A 20,737-nucleotide genomic window follows, 5' to 3' on the forward strand; every position below is an offset into this window, starting at 1 on the left:
AAGAACCACCCGAACGCGGCTCCCTGGCCGGCACCGGCTTCCCGTCGCCCAGCGTCCGGCCGGGATTCGCCATCGGGTCGGGGCCGGTGCCGCTCGAAGCCGGGGGTTTCGATGTCCCGCCCTGACGGTTCCCGCCCTGGGAGTTCCCGCCCTGGGAGTTTCCGCCCTGCGGATTCCCGCTCTGGTGGTTGCCTCCCTGCGTGTTGCCGCCCTGGGAATTCCCTCCCTGCGGGTTCCCGCCCTCCTTGCCGGAGGGCACCGGCGGTTTGGGCGCGGGGGCCACCGGGGTCGGCGGGGCCTCGCCCGGAGGCGGTGCGGTCTCCGTCGTCTCCTTCCGGGGCGGCGGCGCGCTCTGGCCGCTGTCGGAGTGACTGCCCTTGCCGGAGCCGGAGTTCGTGCCGGAACCGGGCTCGTGCGGTGGCGGCGCGGTCTCGATCTGCGTGTGGCTGCTGTTGCCCTGGTTGGACCGCAGATTGCCGCCGCCGTCGCCCGAGCCCGCCGCGTCGCCGCCGTTCTGCCGCCCGCCCGGCTTGTCGCCGAGCGTCGCGGGCTGGTCATGGCCGGGACCCGTACGCGCCGGGGCCTTCGGCGCGGGCGGCGCCGTCGATCCGTTGTCGCGCGGACCACCGCCGCGGTTGCCAGAACCCGGTTCCTTCCAGAGGCTGTTGGGGTCCGGCTTGTCGCCGCCGAGGCGGTGCCCCGGCCCGTCCATCGGATTCGACCCGCCCGGCCCGCCGGGCTTCCCTTCGGCGCCCGATCCGGACGATCCGTCGGAGCGGCCGTGGGAACTCGTCGCGGGATAGTCGTACCCCGGCCCGGTCGGCTGCGCCTTCGACGGACCGTTGCTGCCCGGCGCGTCCGGATTCGGTTCCTTCCAGAGGCTGTTGGGGTCCGGCTTGCCGCCGCCGAGGCGGTGGCCCGGCCCGTCCATCGGGTTGCCGGAGCCCGACCCGTCGGGACGGCCGTGGGAACTGGTCGCCGGGTAGTCGTAACCGGGCCCGGTCGGCTGGGCCTTGACCGGCCCGCCGCCCTCGGCCTTCGTGCCGGGACCGGGGAACGGATTCTCGCCGGGACCGCCCAGCCGCCTGCCCGGATTGTCCATCGGATTCGGGCTCAGCGGCTTGGCCGACCCACCGGACCCCTTGGACCCGTTGGAACCGCTCGAATCGCCGGAACTCTCGCCGTACGGGCGGTCCTTCACGCCGTGCGGGTTGCCGGGCGGAGCGCCCAGCGTCCTGCCCGGGTCCTTCGCACCTCCCGGTGAGCCGTCGCCCTTGCCCGAAGAGCCCGACGACCCGTTAGAACCGCCGTCACCGTACGGGCGGGACGTCACCCCGTGCGGGTTGGCGGGCGGAGCGCCCAGCGTCCTGCCCGGATCGGACTCGCCCTTGCCCGACGAACCCGATGAACCCGATGAACCGGACGAGCCCGACGACCCGTTCGAACCGCCGTCGCCGACCGGACGGGTCTTCACCCCGTACGGATTGGCCGGCGGAGCGCCCAGCGTCCTGCCGGGGTCCTTCGAACCCCCGGCGGAGTCGTCGCCCTTGGGGGCGGGCGCGCCGATGTCGCTGCTGTGGTGGCCGCCGCCGGGTCCGCTGTTGGTGCCGCTGAACTCGCCGCCGGAGGAGTTCTTGGTGACGATCGGTCCCGAGTCGGGGGCGGGACCGGCCTTGCCCGATCCGTCGGTGATCGGCGTCGCGTGGTCGCCGCCGCCGATCCGCGACGGGGGCGGACCGATCGGGGACTTCCCGCCGCCGCCACCGCCCAGCGGTTTGCCGCCGATCGGCGTGGGAGGCGGAGGTGAGACGGGCGGCGGGGCACCGGTCTTGGGGCCGGAGCCCGGCTTTCCCGGACGCGGGGTGTAGTGGAAGGCCCCGAGCCCGCCGCTGATGCCGCCGAAGGCACCGCCGATGCCCAGGCTCCACGCCTCCATGCTCCAGTCGACCTCGTAGTCGGTACCGGCGATGTCCGCGCCGATCTTGCCGACGGCGATGTCGAAGGCGAGGTTGGACGCGGCGCCGATGACGGCGCTGCCGGTGATCTCGATGACCGCGGTGGCCACCGAGCCGATCCGGGCGGCCATCTGGGCCATGATCGGGATCAGCCGGGCCAGCAACTGGCCGATCATGGCGAGCAGTCCGCTGAGCAGCGGGCCGAGGGCGAAGAACACGGCGCCGAGCAGGGCGCCGAGGATGTCGGCCCACATCGCGGCGTTGAGCTTCTTCGCGTACTCCGCCGCGGCCTTGTGCAGTTCGTCGGCGTAGCGGTTGATCGTCTGGCCGATGGTCCAGGCGGTCTCGGCGGCGCTGTCGATGGTCGGGGCGACGCCCTCCTGCCAGGCCAGGCGCGCTTCGTCACCGGCTTTGCCGGTCATGCCGAGCTCGGAGACGTAGCCGTTGACGGCGACCTTGCGCTCGTGGAGGTCGTCGCCCATCCGGATCCAGGCGTTGCCCAGTTCGTAGATGTCGTCGAGCTTGATGGTGTTGAGTACGGAATCCGCGTCAGCCATGGTCGGGGCCGCTTTCCTCGGGCGTACCGCTGCTACTCGGACGGGTGCTGTTCTCGGGGCCGCCGCCCATGCGGGTCACGGGTCCCGTGACGTACCGGGCCACGTCGGGCTGCCTGGCGGCGGGTTCGGGGGAACCCGGATCGTCGCCGTGCCCCGCCACGACGCCCGCGGGCACCGGCTCGGCGGCGGGGCCCGGTACGCTCACCGGCTCGCCGCCTTCACGAAGAGCCGTTCCGCCGGGGTCCGTCCCGCCAAGGCCCGGTCCGTCAGGGGCCGTTCCGCCAGGGCCCGTTCCGCCGGGGGCCTCTTCGCCCAGCTCGTCGATGGCGACCTGGACGATGGCGGGGACGGCGGAGCTGCGCCGGATCAGCGTGCCGCGGCCCGGCTGACGCCGGTAGGCGCGCTGGTCGCCGATCAGGACGCCCTCGCGGTGGTCGCCGGACAGCAGCAGCCCGTCGGTGCCGATCTCCTTGAGCTTGCTCAGCAGGGGGTCGGACAGCAGGGCGCGGCTGGCACCGCCGACGCGGCGGGCGAGCACGAGGTGGAAGCCCAACTCGGCGGCCTGCGGGATGAATTCGGCCAGCGGCGCGAGCGGGCCGTGGCCCATGGTGCCCGCGGCCAGGTCGTAGTCGTCGGCGACGACGTACAGCTCGGGGCCGTGCCACCAGTCGCGCGCGGCGAGTTGGGTGGCGGTGACGTCGGCGGGGGGCATCCGGGTGCGCAGTGTCTCGGCGAGGGCCTGCGCCTGGGCCGCGACCAGGTCGGCGTTGCCGCCGCGGGCGCCGATGTACTCGTCGGGCACGGTGCCCAGCAGGCTGTGCCGGTAGTCGACGACCATGAAGCGCAGGTCGCGCGCGCTGTGCCGGGCGGCCAGGCCGCGCATCCAGGCGCGCAGGAACGCGGTCTTGCCGGAGCCGGAGTCGCCGAAGACGACGAAGTGCGGGGCGTCGGCGGTCAGGTCGAGGCCGACCGGGCGCTGGTCGGACTCGCGCAGGGCGATGGGCACTTCGCGGGCGCCGAGGGCGGGGCCGTGGCCCTCCCAGCGCTCGGCGGGCGGCAGCGCGGCGGCGGCCGCCAGCTCGCGGACGGTGATCCGCGCGGGCAGCACGCGCAGCGCCGGGGCGGCGGGCCGCCGCCAGCTCTCGGCGAGCCGGGCCACCAGCGCCTGCCCGGCCTCGGCGAGCCCTTCGACGCTGTCGACGGCGTCGAGCCGGGGCAGCGCGATGTGGTGGGTCAGGCCCGCGGCGGCAAGGCCCCGGCCGGGGATGCTCTGGCCGAGCGCGCGGGCGGCGGGGCGGCTGATCTCGGACTCGGTGGGGTCGTTGAGCCGCAGTTCGAGGCGGCCGGGGATGCTGTCGCGCAGGCCGATCCGTACCTCGGCCCAGCGGTTGGCGGTCAGCCAGAGGTGGACGCCGACGCCGAGACCGCGGGTGGCGATCTCGGTGAGGGTGACGACGGCGTTCTCGTCGGTGGTGTGCAGGGCGGCGAGGTTGTCGACCACCAGCACGACGTCGGCCGACCGTACGCCGTCGGGGACTTCGCCCGCGGCGCGGCGGGCGCGCAGTTCGGCCGCGGACTGGATGCCCAGGTCGCGGAACATCTGCTCGCGCGCGGTGACCAGGCCGGTGATCTCGGCCAGCACCCTGCGGACCCGCTCGTCGTCGCGGCGGCCCGCGATGCCCGCCACGTGCGGTGCGTCGCCGAGGCCGTGCAGCGAGCCGCCGCCCATGTCGATCCCGTAGAACTGGAGCTCGTCGGGGGTGTGGGTGAGCATGGCGCTGAGCATCGCGGTGCGCAGGAAGGTGGACTTGCCGCTCTGCGGGGCGCCGACCAGGGCGATGTGGCCCTGACGGCCCGCCAGGTCCAGTACGAGGGGCTGCTGTTCCTGCCGGGAGGGCACGTCCAGCACGCCGACCGGGAACTTCAGCTCGCCGGAGTACGGCCACAAGGCGCAGCGCAGGCCCAGTTCCGGGTCGGCCTCCGGTTCGCCCAGCAGCGGGTCGAGGGTGAAGCGCGGGGGCAGCGGCGGCAGCCACACCTGGTGGCCCGCGGTGTCCTTGTCGGCCAACCGCTCGACGGCGAGCTGGAGTTCGGTCGCGCCGCCCTCCGGGTCCCAGTCCCAGCCGGGCGTCTCGGCCTCGTCCGCGGCGAGCGGCGCGAGGTCGCCGTGCACGGCGAAGGGCACGGGTTCCAGGGCCGGTCCCGCGCTGTCGGCGTCGTGGTCCTGGTAGGGCGCGGAGACGTACGCGACGCGGAAGCGTTCGTAGACCGACTCGTCCACCTTGAGGTAGGCGGAGCCGGGGATGGCGGGCAGCGTGTACGCGTCGGAGGTGCCGATGACGGCGCGGGACTCGGCGGCGCTGAAGGTGCGCAGGCAGATCCGGTACGACAGGTGGGACTCCAGGCCGCGCAGCCTGCCTTCCTCCAACCGCTGGGTGGCCAGCAGCAGATGCATGCCGAGCGAGCGGCCGACCCGGCCGATCTGCACGAACAGGTCGATGAAGTCGGGGCGTTGGGAGAGGAGTTCGCCGAACTCGTCGACGATGATGAGCAGATAGGGCAGCGGCTCCAGCGGTTTGCCGTTGATGTCGGTGGCGCCCGCCGCCTGCCGCAACTGGTATTCGCGGACGGAGTCGACGTTCCCCGCCTCGCGCAGCATCCGCTGCCTGCGCTGCTGTTCGCCGCGCAGCGCGTCGCGCATCCGGTCGACGAGCGCGAGGTCGTCGGCGAGGTTGGTGATCAGGCCGGAGACGTGCGGCAGTTCGGTGACGCCCGCGAACGTGGCGCCGCCCTTGAAGTCGACCAGGACCAGGGCCAGGTGCTCCGGCGCGTGGGCCATGGCGAGTCCGGTGACCAGGGTGCGCAGCAGTTCGCTCTTGCCGGAGCCGGTGGCGCCGACGATCAGTCCGTGCGGGCCGATGCCGCCCTGCGCGGACTCCTTGAGGTCCAGGGTCAGCGGTTCGCCGGTGCCGGTGACGCCGATGGGGACGGAGAGCAGTTCTCTGTCGTCGGGAGCGCGGCGCAGGGCGGCCGGGTCGAAGTGGGCGATGTCGGGGACGCCGAGCATGTCGGAGAGGGAGACGTGTTCCGACAGGACCTGTTCACGCTCGCCGGTCAGCCGCAGCGGGGCCAGCGAACGGGCGGTGGCCTCCAGGACGCCGGGCGCGACCTCGTCCACGACGGCCTGCTCGACCGGGGCGTGCAGCGCGGCCGTACGGCCTTCCAGCGCGAGGCCGCCGCGGGCGTCCGTGCGGGCGCGTACGTCCACCCGGCCCGGCTCGGAGCCCTCTTCCTCCACCAGGCACACCACGTGCACGCCGAGGTCGGGGCCCGCTTCGGTGAGCAGGTCGGACAGCAGCGCCGAGCGGGCCCACGGCGCGTCGGGCTCGTATCCGTCGAGGAAGACCACCACGTGACTACGGGGCCTGGTGTCGCGCTGGGAGATCAGCCGGGCGTTGCGCTCGGCGCGGGCGGCGACCGCCCGGTCGAGGGTGGCCTGGAGGTGGTCCTGGAGTCCTGCGAGGTCGTCGGCGAGCAGCGGCACGACTTCCTGTTCACGGCGCTGGGCCTGGTCGGGCTGCTGGGCGTGCGGCAGCCACTTGGCCCAGTCCCAGTCGGAGTTGCCGCCGGTGACGACGGCGATCCGCACGTCGTCGGGGGCGTGCAGCACGGAGAGCTGGAGCAGCAGGGTCTGGGCGAGCTTGCGGGTGCGGTCGCGCGGGCCCAGCAGGCTCACCACGCCCGCGGCGCGCAGGTCGAGCCAGGCGGCCTGGTCGGCGACGGTGCCGTGCGCGCGGACCAGTTCGGCCGCGGCGTGCTGGCAGGGCGTGTCGACGTCGATGGTCGGGTCGTTCTGCCCCGGCATCTGGAGTGCGTCGGCCGCCGCCACCGTGCCGGTGCCGAGCCGCAGGTGCAGGAAGTCGTCGTCGCCCGGGCGGCGTTCCCAGACCCGGCGGCGGCGGGTGGCGATCGCCCAGAGCCGGTCCGGGTGCGGGTGCCGCCAGGCGTCGGCGGCGCGCTGGCCGAGCTGGGAGCGCATGACCTGCTTGCGCACCCCGGCCAGATACTCCAGGTACCGCTCCCGCTGCCGGCACTGGTTGCGGCGGCGGTGGCTGCGCAGTTGCATCCGGACGCCGATGGTGATGCCCACGGAGACCACGACGAAGGCGATGCCCAGCAGGATCATCCACGCCTTGCCGTAGGCGATCATGTACGCGGCCATGCTCATGCTGGACAGCAGGGGCAGCAGGAGCATCAGCCAGCCCGCGGCGCCCTGCGGCTGTGGCCGCTGGGGCAGGCCGGCCAGTTTCGTCCGGCCCTCCGGCATCGGCGGGGGCGTGATGCGGACGGGGCGGTGGAAGGGGATTCGACTCACGATGGCTGCCTAGCGGGCTGTCGGGGCGGTGGGGGCGAGGTGGCGGGGGCGGTGCGCCGGCACTAGAACTCCATGGTGACCGCGGTCTTGTTGGGGTCGGTGACCGCGGCGGGCGGCTTGTCGCTGGACTTCCCGTCGTCACTGGTCAAGGCCGTGCGGAACGACTTGAAGGCGTCGGCGATGCCGTCCTCGGCGGTGGTGTAGTTGTACGCGGCCATGCCGACCCCGTCGGCCAGCGCGGACAGAACTCCCTTGTGCGGGTCGTCCTCCGTGCCGAACAGCTCGGTCATGACCGACACCCACTTCTTGTTGACCTCGTCGGCGTCCGAGGCGGCCTGGCCCTGCCAGGCGACGTGCAGTCCCTCCAACTGGCCCCGGATGGTGGTGAGGCTCGACAGGACGGTCTTGCTGAGGGTGACCAGGTCGTTGGCGTCGGACTTCAGGCCCGTCGGGGAGATGTTGAGGACGGAGGTGTCGTAGTCGGCGGTGCCGGAGTCGGCCATGACGCGCCTTTCTCGGGGAGCGGATACCGGTGCGGCACCTGCATGCTGACAATTCCTCATATAAGTGGTAAACCTGGCGGTGTCCTGCCGGGCCCATGCTTGGCGAACCGGCCGTGCGGTCGGCGCGAGAGAGACGAGGCAGACGACGTGACCGATCCGATCACCTCGAAATACGACACCACTCCGCTGCCCGATCCGCCCGCGGACGGGTCGGAGACGCCCAACCCCGACCACGACAAGAACCTCGACGGCCTCGTGCCGACCGACAAGGTCATCTGGTCCACCCCGCCGTCCTTCAACATCGACCCGAAGGACAGCCAGTCCGACCAGGGTTCCGGCCCCGACCCGAACTCGTACGAGGCCGCGGCGGACCTGAAGATCGACCTGAGCGCGGTACGCGTCGCGGAGAAGTCGATGCTCACGGAGGCCCGCGGCGCGGTCGACCGGTACGAGGAGCTGCGCAAGCGGGTCATGGCCGTCAAGGGCCATGTCTTCGGGCAGGGCGCCCAGGACAAGAACGCGGAGGGCGAGGGCCACACCTCGCTCTCGTCCGGGTACGACCCGTCGGTCGGCAAGACGCACGACAACCCGTTCGCCGAGACCGGCGTGAAATTCGGCGCGGACATGAACCCGGCCCAGGACCGCGCCCTGCTCCAGATCGGCTCGACGCTGGAGAAGCTCGGCGAGTACATCGCGCTGCTCAACCACTCGGGGCAGGTGTACGCGCACACCGACCGGGAGTCGCGCTTCCCGCCACCGCCCGCGGGCTGAACGCGCCGCCGCGTACCGTCCACGCGGTGCGCGGCGGCGGCACTCAGCCATGGGTCCCGCCGTCGCTGAGGTTGTTCAGATTGACGTGCTCGGAGTCGTGGTAGTTGTTGTACGACGTCGTCATCCGCGAGGCGATGTCCTTGAGCAACTCGTCCAGTTCGTGCTGGACCTTGTGGAACCACGTCATCATCGCCGCGAACGACTCGTGCGACGGGCTGGACCAGTCGGCGCCGATCTGCTTCACCTTGGCGTCGATCGAGTTCATGGTGGTGGTGATCGTGCCGGACTCGCGTTTCACCACTCCGATCGCGTCGTTCAGCGCCGCGAGGTCCGCGCGCCACTCTTCCGGGGTCGGTTGGTCCGACATCCGCGGGTCACCTTCCTTTCAGCCGCTCCGAAGTCCTGTGCCGAAGTCCTGTGCCGGGCCTGCGCCGAAGTCCTGTGCCGGGCCCGCCGCCGTACGGTGCGCCCGCCGGGCAGCGGGGCGTACGTCCGCCCGCGCGGTCAAGCGGCGCCTCCCGGGGGGAGGTCGGCGGGCAGCAGTGTGGTGAGCAACTCCACGTCGGCCGCCGCGAGATCGACGGCGCTCAGGTCGAGTTCGGCCACGCGGTACGCGTGCCGCTCGGTCATCCGCTGGAACACCTGCCGCGCGCTGCGCCCGTTGCCGAACTGCTCGCCGCGCGGGACGGCCGCGAAGTAGTCGTGCAGCGCGGCCGTCGTCTGCGGCGCGAAGGTGTACTCGTGGTCGACGGCCTGGTGCTCCACGATCCGCACCAGCTCCTCCGAGGTGTAGTCGTCGAAGAGCAGGGTGCGGGTGAAGCGCGAGGCCAGGCCCGCGTTGGACTCCAGCAGCCGGTTCATCTCGCTCGGGTATCCGGCGACGATGACCACCACCTCGTCGCGGTGGTCCTCCATCAGCTTCACCAGCGTCGAGATGGCCTCGGAGCCGAAGTCGGTGAACTGCCCCTGCGGCACGAGGGAGTACGCCTCGTCGATGAAGAGCACCCCGCCCAGCGCGCGCCGGAAGACCGCCGTCGTCTTGGGCGCGGTGTGGCCGACGTACTCGCCGACCAGGTCGCCCCGGTCGGCCTCGACCAGGTGTCCGCGTTCGAGCAGGCCGAGCGCGGCGAGGAAGCCCCCGTACAGGCGGGCCACCGTGGTCTTGCCGGTGCCGGGATTGCCCGCGAAGACCAGGTGCCTGCTCAGCGGCGGCGCCGCGAGCCCGGCCTCCTGGCGGACCTTGACCATCTGCATGAGCTTGGTCAGCGTGACCACGTCGCGTTTGACGCTGTCCAGGCCGACCAGGCGGTCCAGCTCCACATGGAGTTCCGCGAGCTTCGCGCGGGCCGCCTCCGCGGTCGACTCGGTCTCACCGGCGGCCTGTTCGGCCTTCTCCGCGGCCGAGCGGGGCGCTCCGGCGACGGCGGGCACCGCGACACGCCCCTCCTCCCCCGCCGCCGGGGGCGCGAGGGTCGGCAGGAGCGGATCGGTCGCGTCCTGGACCAGGCAGTCCTCGGCCCGCACGTCGGCCTCGTCGTCCCGCAGCAGGTCGGTGTCGGTGCCGTCCACGGTGCAGCGGCGCAGCAGGAAACGCGAGCGGGCACCGGCGTAGACGGCGGGGAAGCGGCTCTTGGTGAGGTGGCAGTCCTCGTACAGGCCCTCGCCGCCCTCCTCGACGAACAGCGCGTTCTTCGCCGCGCCCTCGACGGTGAGGCCGCGTACGCGGGGCCGGGCCCCGGCGCGTACGACGACGCCGCTGCCGCGCGGCTCTCGGACCGCGCCGCCCTCCACGACGGCCGTGCTGCCCTCCTCCAGCAGCAGGCCCGCGGTGCCGCTGCCGGTGACGGTGACGTTCTCCAGCCGGGCGCCGGTGTCCCGGCCGACCCGGACGCCGGTCTCGCCGGAGGCGGTGATCTCGCACTCCGCGAGCAGCGGGCGGTGCGTGGTGTGCAGGTGTACGCCCTCCCGGCCGCCGGACACCCGGCAGCCGCGGACGGCCGCGTCGCCGCCCTGCACGTACACCCCGGCCAGGCCCGCGTCCGTCATCTCGCAGTCGTCCGCGAGGAGTTCGGACCGTTCGGTGACCCGCACGCCGTACTCGGGCGAACCGCTGACGGTGCAGCCCCTGGCGTGCAGGCGGGCCCCGCCGCCGAGGTGCACGCCGGTGTACGCGGTGTCCCGTACGGTGCAGCCGGTCAGCGTCACCTCCGCCTCGGCCACCGCGTACAGGCCGTTGGCGCCGCTGCGGGCGAAGGTGGAGTCGTGCGCGGTGGCCCGGCCCGCCCCGCTGACGGCCAGCGCGGTGTCCTGGCAGTCGACGGCCCGCACGCCGGTCAACTCGGCGGTGGCCTCGGCCGTGACCAGGATCGCGGCGCCGGTGGTGTGGTGCACATGGCAGCCGTCGAGCAGGACGGAGCTGCTGCCGTCGGCCAGTACGCCGGCGCCCTCGGTGCGGAAGATCTCGCAGTCGCGCAGCCGTACGCCCGGGGTGTCGTGGCCCGGGCGGGCGGCGGATCCGGTGGCGGGCGCGGCCGGTTCGGCGTCCTCGCCGTGGGCGGGGGGCCGGTGACCCGCGCCGGAGGCCGCGCGGGTCAGGCGGCCCGCCGTCTCGCGGACCCAGACGCCCGCGGCGCCCGTCTCGTGCAGGCGGCAGTCGCGCAGCGCCGCGGTGGCGTGTCCCTCGACCACGACGGCGGTGCCGCCGCTGCCGCGGACGTCGCAGCGGGTCAGCGTCGCGTGCGCGCCGCCCGTGAGCAGGACGCCGCGCCCGCTGGCGCCGTCCACCAGGGCGTCGGTCAGCTCGGCGCGCGCCTCGTCCTCGACCACCAGGCCGTCGCCGACGCAGCCGCCGACGGTCAGATTCTCCAGTGTGGTGCGGCTGGTGCCGGTCAGCCGGACCGCCGCGCCCTCGGCCTTCCGTACCGAACAGCCGCTCAGCAGCGGGGCGGCGGTGCCCGCGACCTCGATCCGGCCGCCGGTGATCTCGCAGTCCCGCAGCACCGGTTCGCCCGCGCGCACCAGCAGCGCGGCCTCGCGGGGCACGGCGGACACGAGGGTGAAGCCGCGGATCTCGGCGCGGCCCGCGTGCACGGTGACGGCCGGGCCGCGGACGGCGACCAGCCGTACGGCGCCCTTCGCCACCAGGGTGACATCCTTGTCAAGCAGCAGGCTCTCGCTGTACGTGCCCGCCTGCACGGTGATGACGGCGCCGGTGTCCGCGCTCCGCACGGCCGCCGCGATGGTGCGGTGGCCGCCCCAACTGCCCGGCGCCACGCGCTGGGCGGCGGCCTTCACCGGGCGCTCCCGGGGGTCGCCGACCGGGTCACGGGGCGGGTCGAGGAGCGCGTCACAGGGCGGACGTGCCGGGTCCCGGGTCGCCCGGCCGCGGGTCGCTCGGTCACAGGCCGCTCCCCAGGTCGGCCAGCCAGCCGAAGAGGCCGAACACCCCGGCGGCCAGCGGTACGGCGGCCACGAACAGAACGCTGGTGACGGCCGCGGGCCAGGTCGGGCGGTCCGGCTCGATGGGCCGCAGAGCCGCGCCGAAGGCGAGGAAGAGTCCGCAGGCGACCAGGACGGCGCCCACGCCGAAGGCGGCCAGCGGGCCCGCCAGCCGCGAGTCGAACGCGTACAGCGGCACCCGTACGGTCAGCGCCACGAGCCCCAGCACCCCGGCGGCCAACTGCGGTACCACCGCGCTCAGTACGCGCACGGTGGCGGCCTGGAGCAGCAGTCCGACACTGACGCAGCCCGCCAGCACGAGGGCGTAGACGTCGTGGGAGGCGCTCAGGGTGAGCAGGGCCGCCGCGAGGAACACCCCGCTCACCACGCTGAGCAGGGTGAGCAGCGCGTTGCTGCGGTGGACGACGGTGGCCACGGTCCCGTCGTCCAGCGCGGGCGCGCTGACGTCGGGTCCCGAGGGCACGAGCACCGCGATCTGGCCCGCGGCCCTGGGCAGCAGACCCGCGGTCAGGAACAGCGCCACGGACACGACGGCGGCGGAGCCGGTGAGCCCGGCGTGCGAGCCGGTCAGCGCCACGGTGAGCAGCGCGGCCACCAGTGTGAGCAGGTTGAGCACCACGGTGGCGGGCGACGGCAGCGCGACCAGCCCGATCACCGCGCCGAGCACGGCGAAGACGGAGACGAGTACGGGGGTGGCGACCGGGCCGTGCACCGGTCCGTCCAGGCCGACGCAGGCCAGCAGCGGGACGGTGGCGAGCGCGAAGAACTGCCGTACGGCGCGCGGCAGCGGCCAGTTCTTGCGCTCCGCGTACCAGGCGAGCAGCGCCGAGCAGAGCGCGGCGAGCGCGAACAGCGCCGCCCACGGGCCGGCCGGCCGCAGCGCGCCGAGCCAGGCCGCCGCGGCCACCATGAAGACCAGGCCCGCGCCCACGACGCACTGGGCGCGGCGGCGGGAGCTCCACAGGCCGCCGTCGTCCTGGGCGCTGGCGACCTGTTCGTCGAGGTCGGTGACGGTCAACTCGCCCAGTTCCGCCGCCCGCTGGTCGCGCAGGTACAAGGTGGCGCCGTCCACGATGCCCGCCGCCGACAGCGAGTCGCCGGGGGCCATCGGAGCGCCGCCCGACTCGGCGAGCGACCAGACCGGCGGCAGCGCCTCGGACTCGGACTGCCCGCACAGGGAGGCGAGTCGGGGAACGTACTCGGCGATCGGGGCCTGCGCCGGAAGCGCGAGGTCGATCCGCCTGCGTTCGCCGACCACGGTAACCCGGCAGCGTTCATCGGGCACGGATGTTTCCTTCGGTGTCGGACCTCACGGCCGCGCGTCCGCGGGCCGCGGTGGGTCGGTGCCGCCGGGTTCGGAGACACCGACGTCAAAGACGGCGTTCGGCGGCGCCTGGTTTCGGTGGCGTGGGGTTTTTGTGACGCGTGGTCTTCGTGGTTCCGGTCTCAGTGGCGCCAGGTGGAGATGTTGGACCACTCGGCGTCACTGTAATTGCTCCAGTTCACATGCATCGCCTGGGCGATGCGGCCGAGCACACCGTCGGGTCCGAACAGGCCGTCGGCCGCCAGGTCCCACTCGTTCTGCATGTCCTGGTAGTAGGTGGCGGCCTGGCTCTCCCGCCACGCCTCCACCATCGGCGCCAACTGCGACTTCAGCGACTGGAGTTCGCCGGAGATCTCCCCGGCCCTGGCGTTGATCACGCCGCCCGCCGCCGCCAGTCCCTCACCGACGTAGATCGGCGTGCCGTCGATATCGGCCATGAATCGCTCCTCGTTGTGCGGCCCGGATCAGTTGAAGTTGGTGCCGGACGGTGCCTTCGGCAGGTCCTCGCCGAGCGCGGCGAGGTTGTTGAGGTTCTGCTGCTCGGAGTCCTTGTAGTTCACGTAGTTGCCCTGGAGGCCCTTGGAGATTCCCTCCAGGGCGTCGTGCAGCATCCGCGCGTAGACGTCGTACTCCGCCATCAGCGTCTGGAACTGGTTGTGGGCGATGCCCTGCCAACTCGCTTCCAGACTGCTCACATACGTCTTCAGCTCCGCCAACTGCCCGGCGATCTCGCTCGCCGTGGACATCGTGTTGCTGGAGGCGGTGGCCAGGTACTCGGGTGTGACCCGGTACGTGACGCCACCGACGCTCACAGAAGGCTGGTCAGCCATGGAATCCGCCCTTCCTCGCCCGATACCCCGGCAGTCAAACACCGTTTGGGCCCGGTCCGGGCCGCACGAGCCGCAGTGAGCAGAGTCTGAGCAGGTTCTGAACGCGTCGGGAGCGGGGGCCCCGGGCCGGTGTCAGTCGGGGAGGTGGCGGGCGAAGCGGGCGTGGGTGGTCTGGCGGCTGGTGCCGAAGGCGCGGCCGATGGCCTCCCAGGAGACGAGGGAGCGGCGGGCGGCGCGGACGGCTTCGCGGCTGAGCGCGGGGGCGGTCTCTTCGACGCGGGCGACGACGCGCAGCGCGGTGAGGGGCTGGTCGCGGGAGAGTTCCTCGACGCGCCGCCGCAGGGCGGCGAGCATCTGCTCGACGTCGTGGGGGACGGCGCCTTCGGTCGCGGTGACGTGGTACTCCCAGTCGGCCATCGGGCCGGTGCGGGAGTCGTTGCCCTCGGTGGCGTCGTCGTCGCCCCGGATGATGGGGTGGGTCTCTGCGCCGCGCCAGCCGCACTCGCAGGCGCCCTTGACGCCGATCGCGCGGGGGCCGTCCGCTCCGTTGTACGACCACCAGGGCTGACGGCCCTCGGGCGGCGTCGCCGGTTCCGCGCCGTCCGCCAACACCGCTGTCACATAACCGGTGTGGCGCCGGGTCTCGTCCACCCACTCCATGGCTCAGCCCTCTCCGCACCGGGAAAAACGTTCCTCAAGGTTCCCTGACAACGCGCTCGGCTGTCAAAGAATTTTGACAGCCGCGCCGCTGGCACCTGCCCCGGAGGCCCCAGGTGGCTCACGCCTCGCGGAGGGCCTGTTCTACGGCGGTGCGGACGCGGGCGTCCTCGGCGGCTTTGCGCTTGGTGCGGGTGCGGCGGGTGTGGAGGAAGGCGGCGACGGCCAGGGCGAGGAGGACGAGGACGAGGGCGGTGAGGGTCCAGGGGAAGGCCCAGGTGTGGGCCGTGGCCTGGACGGTCTTGAGCTGGGTGGTGGAGCCGGAGGCGTCGGTGAACAGCGGGGTGAGGGTCACGGTCGCGGTGAGGCGGACGGCGGGGGCCACGTCGTGGACGGGCACGCTCACCTTCCAGCTCTCGCCGGGGAGCAGTTCGGGCGGCGTGGCCGTCTTGCCGCCGGTGACCGCGAACCAGCCGAACAGGCCCTTGAGCTTGACCGACTGGCGGGTCGACATGATCGCGTTGCCGGTGTTGCGGATGCGGTAGGTGACGGTGGCGTCGCCCTTGGAGAAGGGGGCGGCCGTACCGCCGTAGGAGACGTGCAGGTCCTCCACCGCGAGCGTGGGCTTGATCGCGCCGCTGACCCGCAGCTTGATCTTGATGCCGAGCCGCCGGTCGACGTTGATGCCCTGCGCGTCGTCGGGCTGGGTCAGCGAGGTGAGGATGCCGCCCACGTAGTCGCCGGGCGTCGCGTTGGCCGGGATGGCGAGGGTGAAGGGCACCTCGACGGTCTTGCCCGGCTGGACCACGACGCGCTCGCGCGCCGCGCGCGCCCACACGCCGATCGCGCGGGACTTCTTGTCGGCGGGCAGCAGGTCGAGTTGGCCCTTGTCGGTGGTGAAGCCGTCGGCGGCGTACACGCCGAGGTCGACCGGTGCCTTGCCCCGGTTGGCGACGACCATCGCGTCCTCGACCTTGCCGCCGGGGTTGACGGCGTAGCTGTAGCTCGACCGGTCGGCGCCGAAGCTGTTCGACGCGGTGCGTACGGTCCAGGCGACGTCGCCCTCGGCGGCGGCGGCCGGTCGCGCGGACAGACCGGTGACCGCGAGGGCGAGGAGCAGCGCCAGGACGGCGGTACGGACGAAGGTGGCGACGACGGTCGTCCGGCGGGTCACGGGCACATGCATGTCGGGGTCCTCGGGCGTTCTGGTCGGAGCTGTCGGAGCTGAGGAACCGGTGGGGCGGGCGCCCGCGGGCGCCTGCCCCACCGGGTGGTGCGGGGTCACTCAGGTGGAGCGGTCAAGCGGGCGGGATCAGCTACTGAGCGCGGTGATCGTGAGAGTCGCGCGGTAGTCGCCCTTGGCGACGCTGCCCGGGATCTTCAGATCCAGGTCGGCGCCGAGCTTGGCCGTGCCCTTGGTGTGACCCTGGTCCGCCCAGCCGAGGCCGCGCGAGACGGACAGGCCGGAGCCGCCGTCGTAACCGGAGTTGACCGTGCCGCCGGCCTTGGCACCCGCGCCGGGGGCGAGGATCTTCGGCGTCCAGCCGAGGTACGCGCCGGAGAACTTCTTGGCGCCGTCCGTGAAGTCGCCCACGCTGGCCGAGATCGACCAGGGAGCGAGCGAGCGGCGGCTGTCCGACACGACGATCGGGTTGATCGTGCCCGCCGCGTCGAAGTAGTCACCGTCGTGGTCCTTGGCGGTGCCGAGGTCCACCAGGCCGTTGTAGCCGTCGATGGTCCAGCCGAACTCGCCGGGGGGCGCGGTGGGCACCTTGACCGCGAGGTCCTGGCCGGTGCCGTGGTACGGGTGCACCGTCACCTTGTCGACGACCGAGCCGATCGGCTGGCCCTCGGGGGTGTTGACGCAGGAGACCTGGCCCAGCTCGACCGCCGCGTTGGGCGCGGTGCAGGTGCCGCTGCGCAGGTTCTCGACGACGAGCTTGTCGTTGCGCACCTGGACCTTGACGTAGGAGCGCACGTGCTCCTGGTTCTGCACCGAGTTGTACCAGTAGCTGTCCGGGTTCAGCGGGTCGGGACCCTGGCCCGTGACACCGGTGCCGCTGCTGTCCGGCTTGGTGATGTCGTAGTACTTCGAGCCGGACGCCGAGTTGGCCGTCACGTAGAGCACACCGCCGGGACCGGGGTACACGTCCGCCTGGCCGGGCTGCTCGGCCGCGTCCGCCTTCTGACCGTTCTTGATCAGGTAGCTGCGGGAGTAGCTGTGGTCGTGGCCCTGGAGGACGACGTCCACGCCGAGCTGCGAGAAGGCGGTGGTGAAGTCGGTACGGCGCTGCTTGTTGTCCGAGTCCTTGGCGTGGCTGGCCGGGGAGTAGATCGCGTGGTGGTACGTGAGCACCTTCCACTTGGCCTCGGAGCCGTGCTTGTTGATGATGTCGGTGACGTACTTGACGTGCGCCTCGTCACCGCCGCCGCCCGAGGAGGCGGCGTAGCTGTTGCTGTTCAGGTCGATGAACAGCACGTCCTTGTAGATGTACCAGTAGTCACCGCCCGAGGTGTTCGAGCCCGGGTTGCCGTTGGCGTAGTACGGCGCCGAGCGGTCGGTGTTCGGGGTGTACAGGTGCTGCTCGTACGCCTTGCCGCCGACGTCGTGGTTGCCGATGGTCGCGGCCCACGGGTACTGACGGAGCTTGTCGGGGGCCAGAAAGGAGTCCCACTGCGCCTCGGTGTTCGCGGTCTCGACCTGGTCGCCGCCGGACACCAGCAGTTCGGCGTTCGGGTTGGCGGCCAGCGAGACGTCGAGCGTGTCCTTCCAGCCCGCCTGGTCCTTGGCGAGGTTGCCGGAGGAGCCGATCTGCGGGTCGCCGTAGAACAGGAAGTCGTAGTCGCCCTCGAAGTCCTGCGTCTTGAAGGCGTAGGTCTGCGACCAGTTGCCCACGGAGCCGACACGGTAGGAGTACGCCGTGTTCTCCTTCAGGCCGGTGATGGTGGCGTGCCGGTTGAAGCCGCCGCTGGTGGCGATGTTCGCCCCGCCGATGGCGTCGAACGTGGCGGCGTCCGCCGGGAATTCACCGTTGACCAGGGTCGCGGTCGGGGCGGCCTGGATGACCTGGGCCGTGTCGGCCGAGGAGTACCAGGTCACCGTGCGCTGCGTCTCGTTCGCGCCGACACCGAGGATGATGCTGGTGAGGGCGGCGGGGTCGGCGGCCACGGCGGGGGAGGTGAGTCCCGCGCCGACGGCGAGCGCCAGACCCATGGTGACCGCGGTGGCCCCGGTGACCACGCGGCGTCGTACGGACCCGTGGGTCCGTACCGATCTGATCGATCTCATCTGTGTTTGTTCCTTTTTGGACGGAACTGCATGGAGCTGAGGTCATCAAGCTCCCATCGGTTGGTAAACAAGCGGCAAATGCGATCTTCGCCTGACCTGAACTTCACCTCAGTTGAAGGCTCAGCCACCGCCCACCCGTTGCAGGAACCACACAAGTCCCATAAGCGCTACACCTGCGGAAACGGTGCCGGTCACCCAGAGCCCCGCGGTCGGCGAACGGCGGCGCAGCAGGGCCAGCAGCGGGAAGACGACGGCGATGATCGACAACTGCACGACCTCGATGCCGACGTTGAAGACCAGGAGGGAGCCGAGCAGCGTCCAGGACCACGCCTGGTCGATGCCGAGCGCGCCCGCGAAGCCGAGGCCGTGGACGAGGCCGAAGCAGAAGACCACCGCGAGCCGCAGCCAGCCCGCCCGGTCGAGGGCGACGTGGTCGCGCAGGAAGCCGCGCCCGCCGGAGCCGGGCCCCGAGCCGGCGGCGCCCCGGACCGAAGCGCCCGGATCCAGGTCGGAGGCGTGGCTGCCGCGCTGCCGTATCCGCCACAGGTGCCAGCCCGCGACCACCGCGATCGACAGCGCGATGACCGGCTCGACCAGCCGCGACGGCACGTCGACCGCCCCGAGCGCGGCGAGCATGAAGGTCACCGAGTGCGCGAGCGTGAAGCTGGTGGCGGCGAGCACGATCTCGCGCAGCCGCCGCGACCCGGCGATCAGCGCCAGCAGGAACAGGATGTGGTCGGTGCCGGTCAGCAGGTGCTCGGCGCCCAGCCGGAAGAACTCCCAGAACCAGGCGTACCAGGGCTGGTCGATCGAGAAGGACGGGTGCGCCGCGTCGAGCGCCGCGCTGCCGGAGCGGCCGTCCAGGTCGTACGTGACGATCGTCTTCGTACCGCGGACGTATGTCTCGCTGTCGGGGAACAGGCCGCTGCGGACCCGGTGGTCACCGGCCAGTTCCTGGCAGTCCCAGTCCAGCAGCAGGACGGTGTACGGCACGCCCTCCTGCCGGTCCATCGTGAAGTCGCCGACCTGCTCCGGCGCGCACGCCTTGCCCGCGGCGGTGACCGAGAAGCGCTGGGTGACATAGGCGACGGCCGACTTCTTGTGGGCGTTGAGGGCCGCGGCCTGCGCTGTGGTGTCACCGGCGTCGAAGGCGCCGTTGCCGGTGCGGAAGAGGTCGTCGTCATGTTCGGCATCGGCAGCGGATATGACAAAAAGGTCGTATTCAAGCTTGAGGGAAGTACGGACATGGCCTTCGTCCGCCGCCGTCACATGGACGTACGCGGTGGACGAGAAGCCGTGGGCGAACGCCGGTTGGACGGCGCCGAGGAAACCGATCAGCGCCGCGGCGATGCAGATGACGGCGCGACGGACCCGCTCTGACATGGGACTCCTTGGGTAGGAGGAGCACGCTGCACGTCACGGGTGAACCGAAACCGGCGGGTCGGCGAACCCTGGGCCAACAAGGTCCGCAAAGGCGTTCGAGGTTCCCCACGGAGGCGATCGGCGTCGCAGGATGGACCCGCGGCACCCGCCCATGGCTCTCACCAGGGCGTTCTCTCGTCACACCGTTCACAGCAAGCCCTCGGCACCTCGCTCACCCCTTATCGCTCAGCGCTCAGCACCTATCGCTCAGCGCTCACCGCTCACCTCTCACCGCTCAGCACCAATCGCTCAGCAGTCACCGCTCACCGCTCACCACTCATCTCGGAGGACGATCGACGTGCGCCCCCCGCTTCGGGCCGTTGCCATGCTGGCGGCGGTCACCGCGCTGGCCCTCGGAACCGCCGGATGCGGCTCCGACGACGACTGGTCGCAGCCGCGCGCCAAACCCTCCCCCGTCGGCACGCTCGGCCCGCGCTTCGTGGACAGCGTGTCGCCGCCCGCGCCCGAGTCGACCGTCACCCCGGCGCCCGGCTCGTGGGAGGGCGTCCACCCGCCGAAGGGCTATCGCGTGGTGCTGCTCAGCGCGGGCACCGACCGGCCGACGCGGTCGCTGGTCGACGCGGTCAAGAAGTGGGCGGACGAGGAGCACGTCAAGCTCAGGACCGTCGTCGCGGACGGTGCGGCCGACCTGCTGCCGAGCGTCACCAGGGCGCTCGACATGCACGCGGACCTCATCGTCAGCGCGGGCAACGACCTGATCGACCCGCTCGTGCCGGTCACCGCGAACCACCTGTCGCAGCAATTCCTCGTCGTGGGCGCGGAGTTGGCCGAGCCGACGCACAATGTCACTGCCGTCGACTGGTCCGGCGCGTCCTTCCGGGGCGAAGGGCTCGGCATGTCCTCGACGTACGACGCCGGTTCGTTCACCGCGGCGCGCTGCGCGGCCTCGATCAGGGCGGGGGTCGCGGCCGTGCTCAGCGACCTGACCGGGATCGTGATCTGGCTCGACAAGGTGTAGGCGGAGCCGCGGCGACCGCCCGGAACCGCGAACGGCTCCTATACTCCCTGCTCATGACCGACATCGACGAGCAGGGCCGGCCGCTTCCCCCCGAGACGGGCGGGGAGACCGAGACACTGCTGGGCTTCCTCGACTTCCAGCGGGCGACGCTGGCGTGGAAGTGCGCGGGACTCGACGCGGCCGGGCTCGCGGCGGCCCTTCCCACCTCCGCCATGACGCTGGGCGGCATGCTCAAGCACCTGGCGTACGTGGAGCAGTGGTGGTTCTCGCAGTGGCTGGCCGGGCGGTCGCCGGAGGCGCCGTGGGACACGGTCGACTGGTCGGCGGACGCCGACTGGGACTGGCACTCGGCCGCGGACGACACCCCCGAGCAGATCCGTACGCTCTGGGAGGACTGCGTCGCGCGCTCGCGTGAACTGACCGCCGCGGCGCTGGCCGAGGGCGGGCTCGACACGCTCTCGCGGCGCGCGGACTCGGCGGGCCGGGCGCCCAGCCTGCGCTGGATCCTCTTCCACATGGTCGAGGAGTACGCGCGGCACGTCGGCCACGCGGACCTGATCCGCGAGTCGGTGGACGGCCTCACCGGGGAGTAGCGGGCGTCCCGCGCCCGCGGCCG

15 protein-coding genes are annotated in these 20,737 nt (G+C 72.3%); 3 read left to right on the forward strand and 12 right to left on the reverse strand.

Annotation, left to right across the window (positions count from 1 at the left end):
- The 3 genes from ACZ4EF_RS26945 to ACZ4EF_RS26955 form a co-directional block, all read right to left on the reverse strand.
- On the reverse strand, window positions 1-2,512 hold a 2,512-nt coding region (locus ACZ4EF_RS26945), incomplete at its 3' end, for a hypothetical protein (protein WP_467506619.1).
- Window positions 2,505-6,887: a type VII secretion protein EccCa gene (gene eccCa / locus ACZ4EF_RS26950; protein ID WP_467506620.1), complete on the reverse strand. Its 4,383-nt coding sequence runs from the start codon at window positions 6,885-6,887 to the stop codon at window positions 2,505-2,507. The genes eccCa and ACZ4EF_RS26945, both read right to left, overlap by 8 nt.
- Before the next feature lie 62 nt (window positions 6,888-6,949).
- Window positions 6,950-7,390, reverse strand: coding sequence for a WXG100 family type VII secretion target (locus tag ACZ4EF_RS26955; protein ID WP_355344251.1), 441 nt, complete (start codon window positions 7,388-7,390; stop codon window positions 6,950-6,952).
- Between the two features lie 147 nt (window positions 7,391-7,537).
- Between ACZ4EF_RS26955 and ACZ4EF_RS26960 the strand changes: the two genes are divergently transcribed.
- On the forward strand, window positions 7,538-8,161 hold the full coding sequence (locus ACZ4EF_RS26960) for a hypothetical protein (RefSeq protein WP_355344254.1): 624 nt from the start codon (window positions 7,538-7,540) through the stop codon (window positions 8,159-8,161).
- Window positions 8,162-8,204: 43 nt separating this feature from the next.
- Here the strand turns inward: ACZ4EF_RS26960 and ACZ4EF_RS26965 are convergent, their stop codons facing one another.
- The 9 genes from ACZ4EF_RS26965 to ACZ4EF_RS27005 all read right to left on the reverse strand — a co-directional run bounded on the left by ACZ4EF_RS26965 (window position 8,205) and on the right by ACZ4EF_RS27005 (window position 19,103).
- Window positions 8,205-8,528: a WXG100 family type VII secretion target gene (locus ACZ4EF_RS26965; RefSeq protein ID WP_355344257.1), complete on the reverse strand. Its 324-nt coding sequence runs from the start codon at window positions 8,526-8,528 to the stop codon at window positions 8,205-8,207.
- 137 nt (window positions 8,529-8,665) lie between these two features.
- Window positions 8,666-11,455: a right-handed parallel beta-helix repeat-containing protein gene (locus tag ACZ4EF_RS26970; protein ID WP_467506622.1), complete on the reverse strand. Its 2,790-nt coding sequence runs from the start codon at window positions 11,453-11,455 to the stop codon at window positions 8,666-8,668.
- A 103-nt stretch (window positions 11,456-11,558) separates the two neighbouring features.
- Window positions 11,559-12,905, reverse strand: coding sequence for an EsaB/YukD family protein (locus ACZ4EF_RS26975; protein ID WP_467506624.1), 1,347 nt, complete (start codon window positions 12,903-12,905; stop codon window positions 11,559-11,561).
- A gap of 161 nt (window positions 12,906-13,066) precedes the next feature.
- Complete coding sequence (locus tag ACZ4EF_RS26980) at window positions 13,067-13,381, reverse strand: WXG100 family type VII secretion target (protein ID WP_188281815.1); 315 nt, start codon at window positions 13,379-13,381, stop codon at window positions 13,067-13,069.
- A gap of 27 nt (window positions 13,382-13,408) precedes the next feature.
- Complete coding sequence (locus ACZ4EF_RS26985; protein ID WP_223186817.1) at window positions 13,409-13,774, reverse strand: WXG100 family type VII secretion target; 366 nt, start codon at window positions 13,772-13,774, stop codon at window positions 13,409-13,411.
- Between the two features lie 132 nt (window positions 13,775-13,906).
- The gene (locus ACZ4EF_RS26990; RefSeq protein ID WP_355344267.1) at window positions 13,907-14,434 is read right to left on the reverse strand and encodes a hypothetical protein; all 528 of its coding nucleotides are present in this window, start codon (window positions 14,432-14,434) and stop codon (window positions 13,907-13,909) included.
- Window positions 14,435-14,552: 118 nt separating this feature from the next.
- Window positions 14,553-15,617, reverse strand: coding sequence for a WxL protein peptidoglycan domain-containing protein (locus ACZ4EF_RS26995; protein ID WP_355344270.1), 1,065 nt, complete (start codon window positions 15,615-15,617; stop codon window positions 14,553-14,555).
- A 126-nt stretch (window positions 15,618-15,743) separates the two neighbouring features.
- On the reverse strand, window positions 15,744-17,720 hold the full coding sequence (locus ACZ4EF_RS27000; protein WP_355344273.1) for a purple acid phosphatase family protein: 1,977 nt from the start codon (window positions 17,718-17,720) through the stop codon (window positions 15,744-15,746).
- Between the two features lie 120 nt (window positions 17,721-17,840).
- Window positions 17,841-19,103, reverse strand: coding sequence for a HupE/UreJ family protein (locus tag ACZ4EF_RS27005; RefSeq protein ID WP_467506627.1), 1,263 nt, complete (start codon window positions 19,101-19,103; stop codon window positions 17,841-17,843).
- A 337-nt stretch (window positions 19,104-19,440) separates the two neighbouring features.
- On the opposite strand from ACZ4EF_RS27005, the gene ACZ4EF_RS27010 reads away from it, so the two are divergent.
- Both ACZ4EF_RS27010 and ACZ4EF_RS27015 read left to right on the forward strand, forming a co-directional pair.
- Window positions 19,441-20,121: a type 1 periplasmic-binding domain-containing protein gene (locus ACZ4EF_RS27010; RefSeq protein ID WP_355344279.1), complete on the forward strand. Its 681-nt coding sequence runs from the start codon at window positions 19,441-19,443 to the stop codon at window positions 20,119-20,121.
- A gap of 53 nt (window positions 20,122-20,174) precedes the next feature.
- Window positions 20,175-20,714, forward strand: coding sequence for a DinB family protein (locus ACZ4EF_RS27015; RefSeq protein ID WP_391161562.1), 540 nt, complete (start codon window positions 20,175-20,177; stop codon window positions 20,712-20,714).
- The last annotated feature ends 23 nt before the right edge of the window (window positions 20,715-20,737 follow it).

This window comes from Streptomyces sp. NPDC025721, assembly GCF_055558595.1.

Bases quoted from the DNA above. Each gene is read 5' to 3' on its own strand.
- ACZ4EF_RS26955 (WP_355344251.1), bottom strand. From the start codon at position 7,390: ATGGCCGACTCCGGCACCGCCGACTACGACACCTCCGTCCTCAACATC.
- ACZ4EF_RS26965 (WP_355344257.1), bottom strand. From the start codon at position 8,528: ATGTCGGACCAACCGACCCCGGAAGAGTGGCGCGCGGACCTCGCGGCG.
- ACZ4EF_RS26980 (WP_188281815.1), bottom strand. From the start codon at position 13,381: ATGGCCGATATCGACGGCACGCCGATCTACGTCGGTGAGGGACTGGCG.
- ACZ4EF_RS26985 (WP_223186817.1), bottom strand. From the start codon at position 13,774: ATGGCTGACCAGCCTTCTGTGAGCGTCGGTGGCGTCACGTACCGGGTC.
- ACZ4EF_RS26990 (WP_355344267.1), bottom strand. From the start codon at position 14,434: ATGGAGTGGGTGGACGAGACCCGGCGCCACACCGGTTATGTGACAGCG.
- ACZ4EF_RS26995 (WP_355344270.1), bottom strand. From the start codon at position 15,617: ATGCATGTGCCCGTGACCCGCCGGACGACCGTCGTCGCCACCTTCGTC.
- ACZ4EF_RS27000 (WP_355344273.1), bottom strand. From the start codon at position 17,720: ATGAGATCGATCAGATCGGTACGGACCCACGGGTCCGTACGACGCCGC.
- ACZ4EF_RS27005 (WP_467506627.1), bottom strand. From the start codon at position 19,103: ATGTCAGAGCGGGTCCGTCGCGCCGTCATCTGCATCGCCGCGGCGCTG.
- ACZ4EF_RS27015 (WP_391161562.1), top strand. From the start codon at position 20,175: ATGACCGACATCGACGAGCAGGGCCGGCCGCTTCCCCCCGAGACGGGC.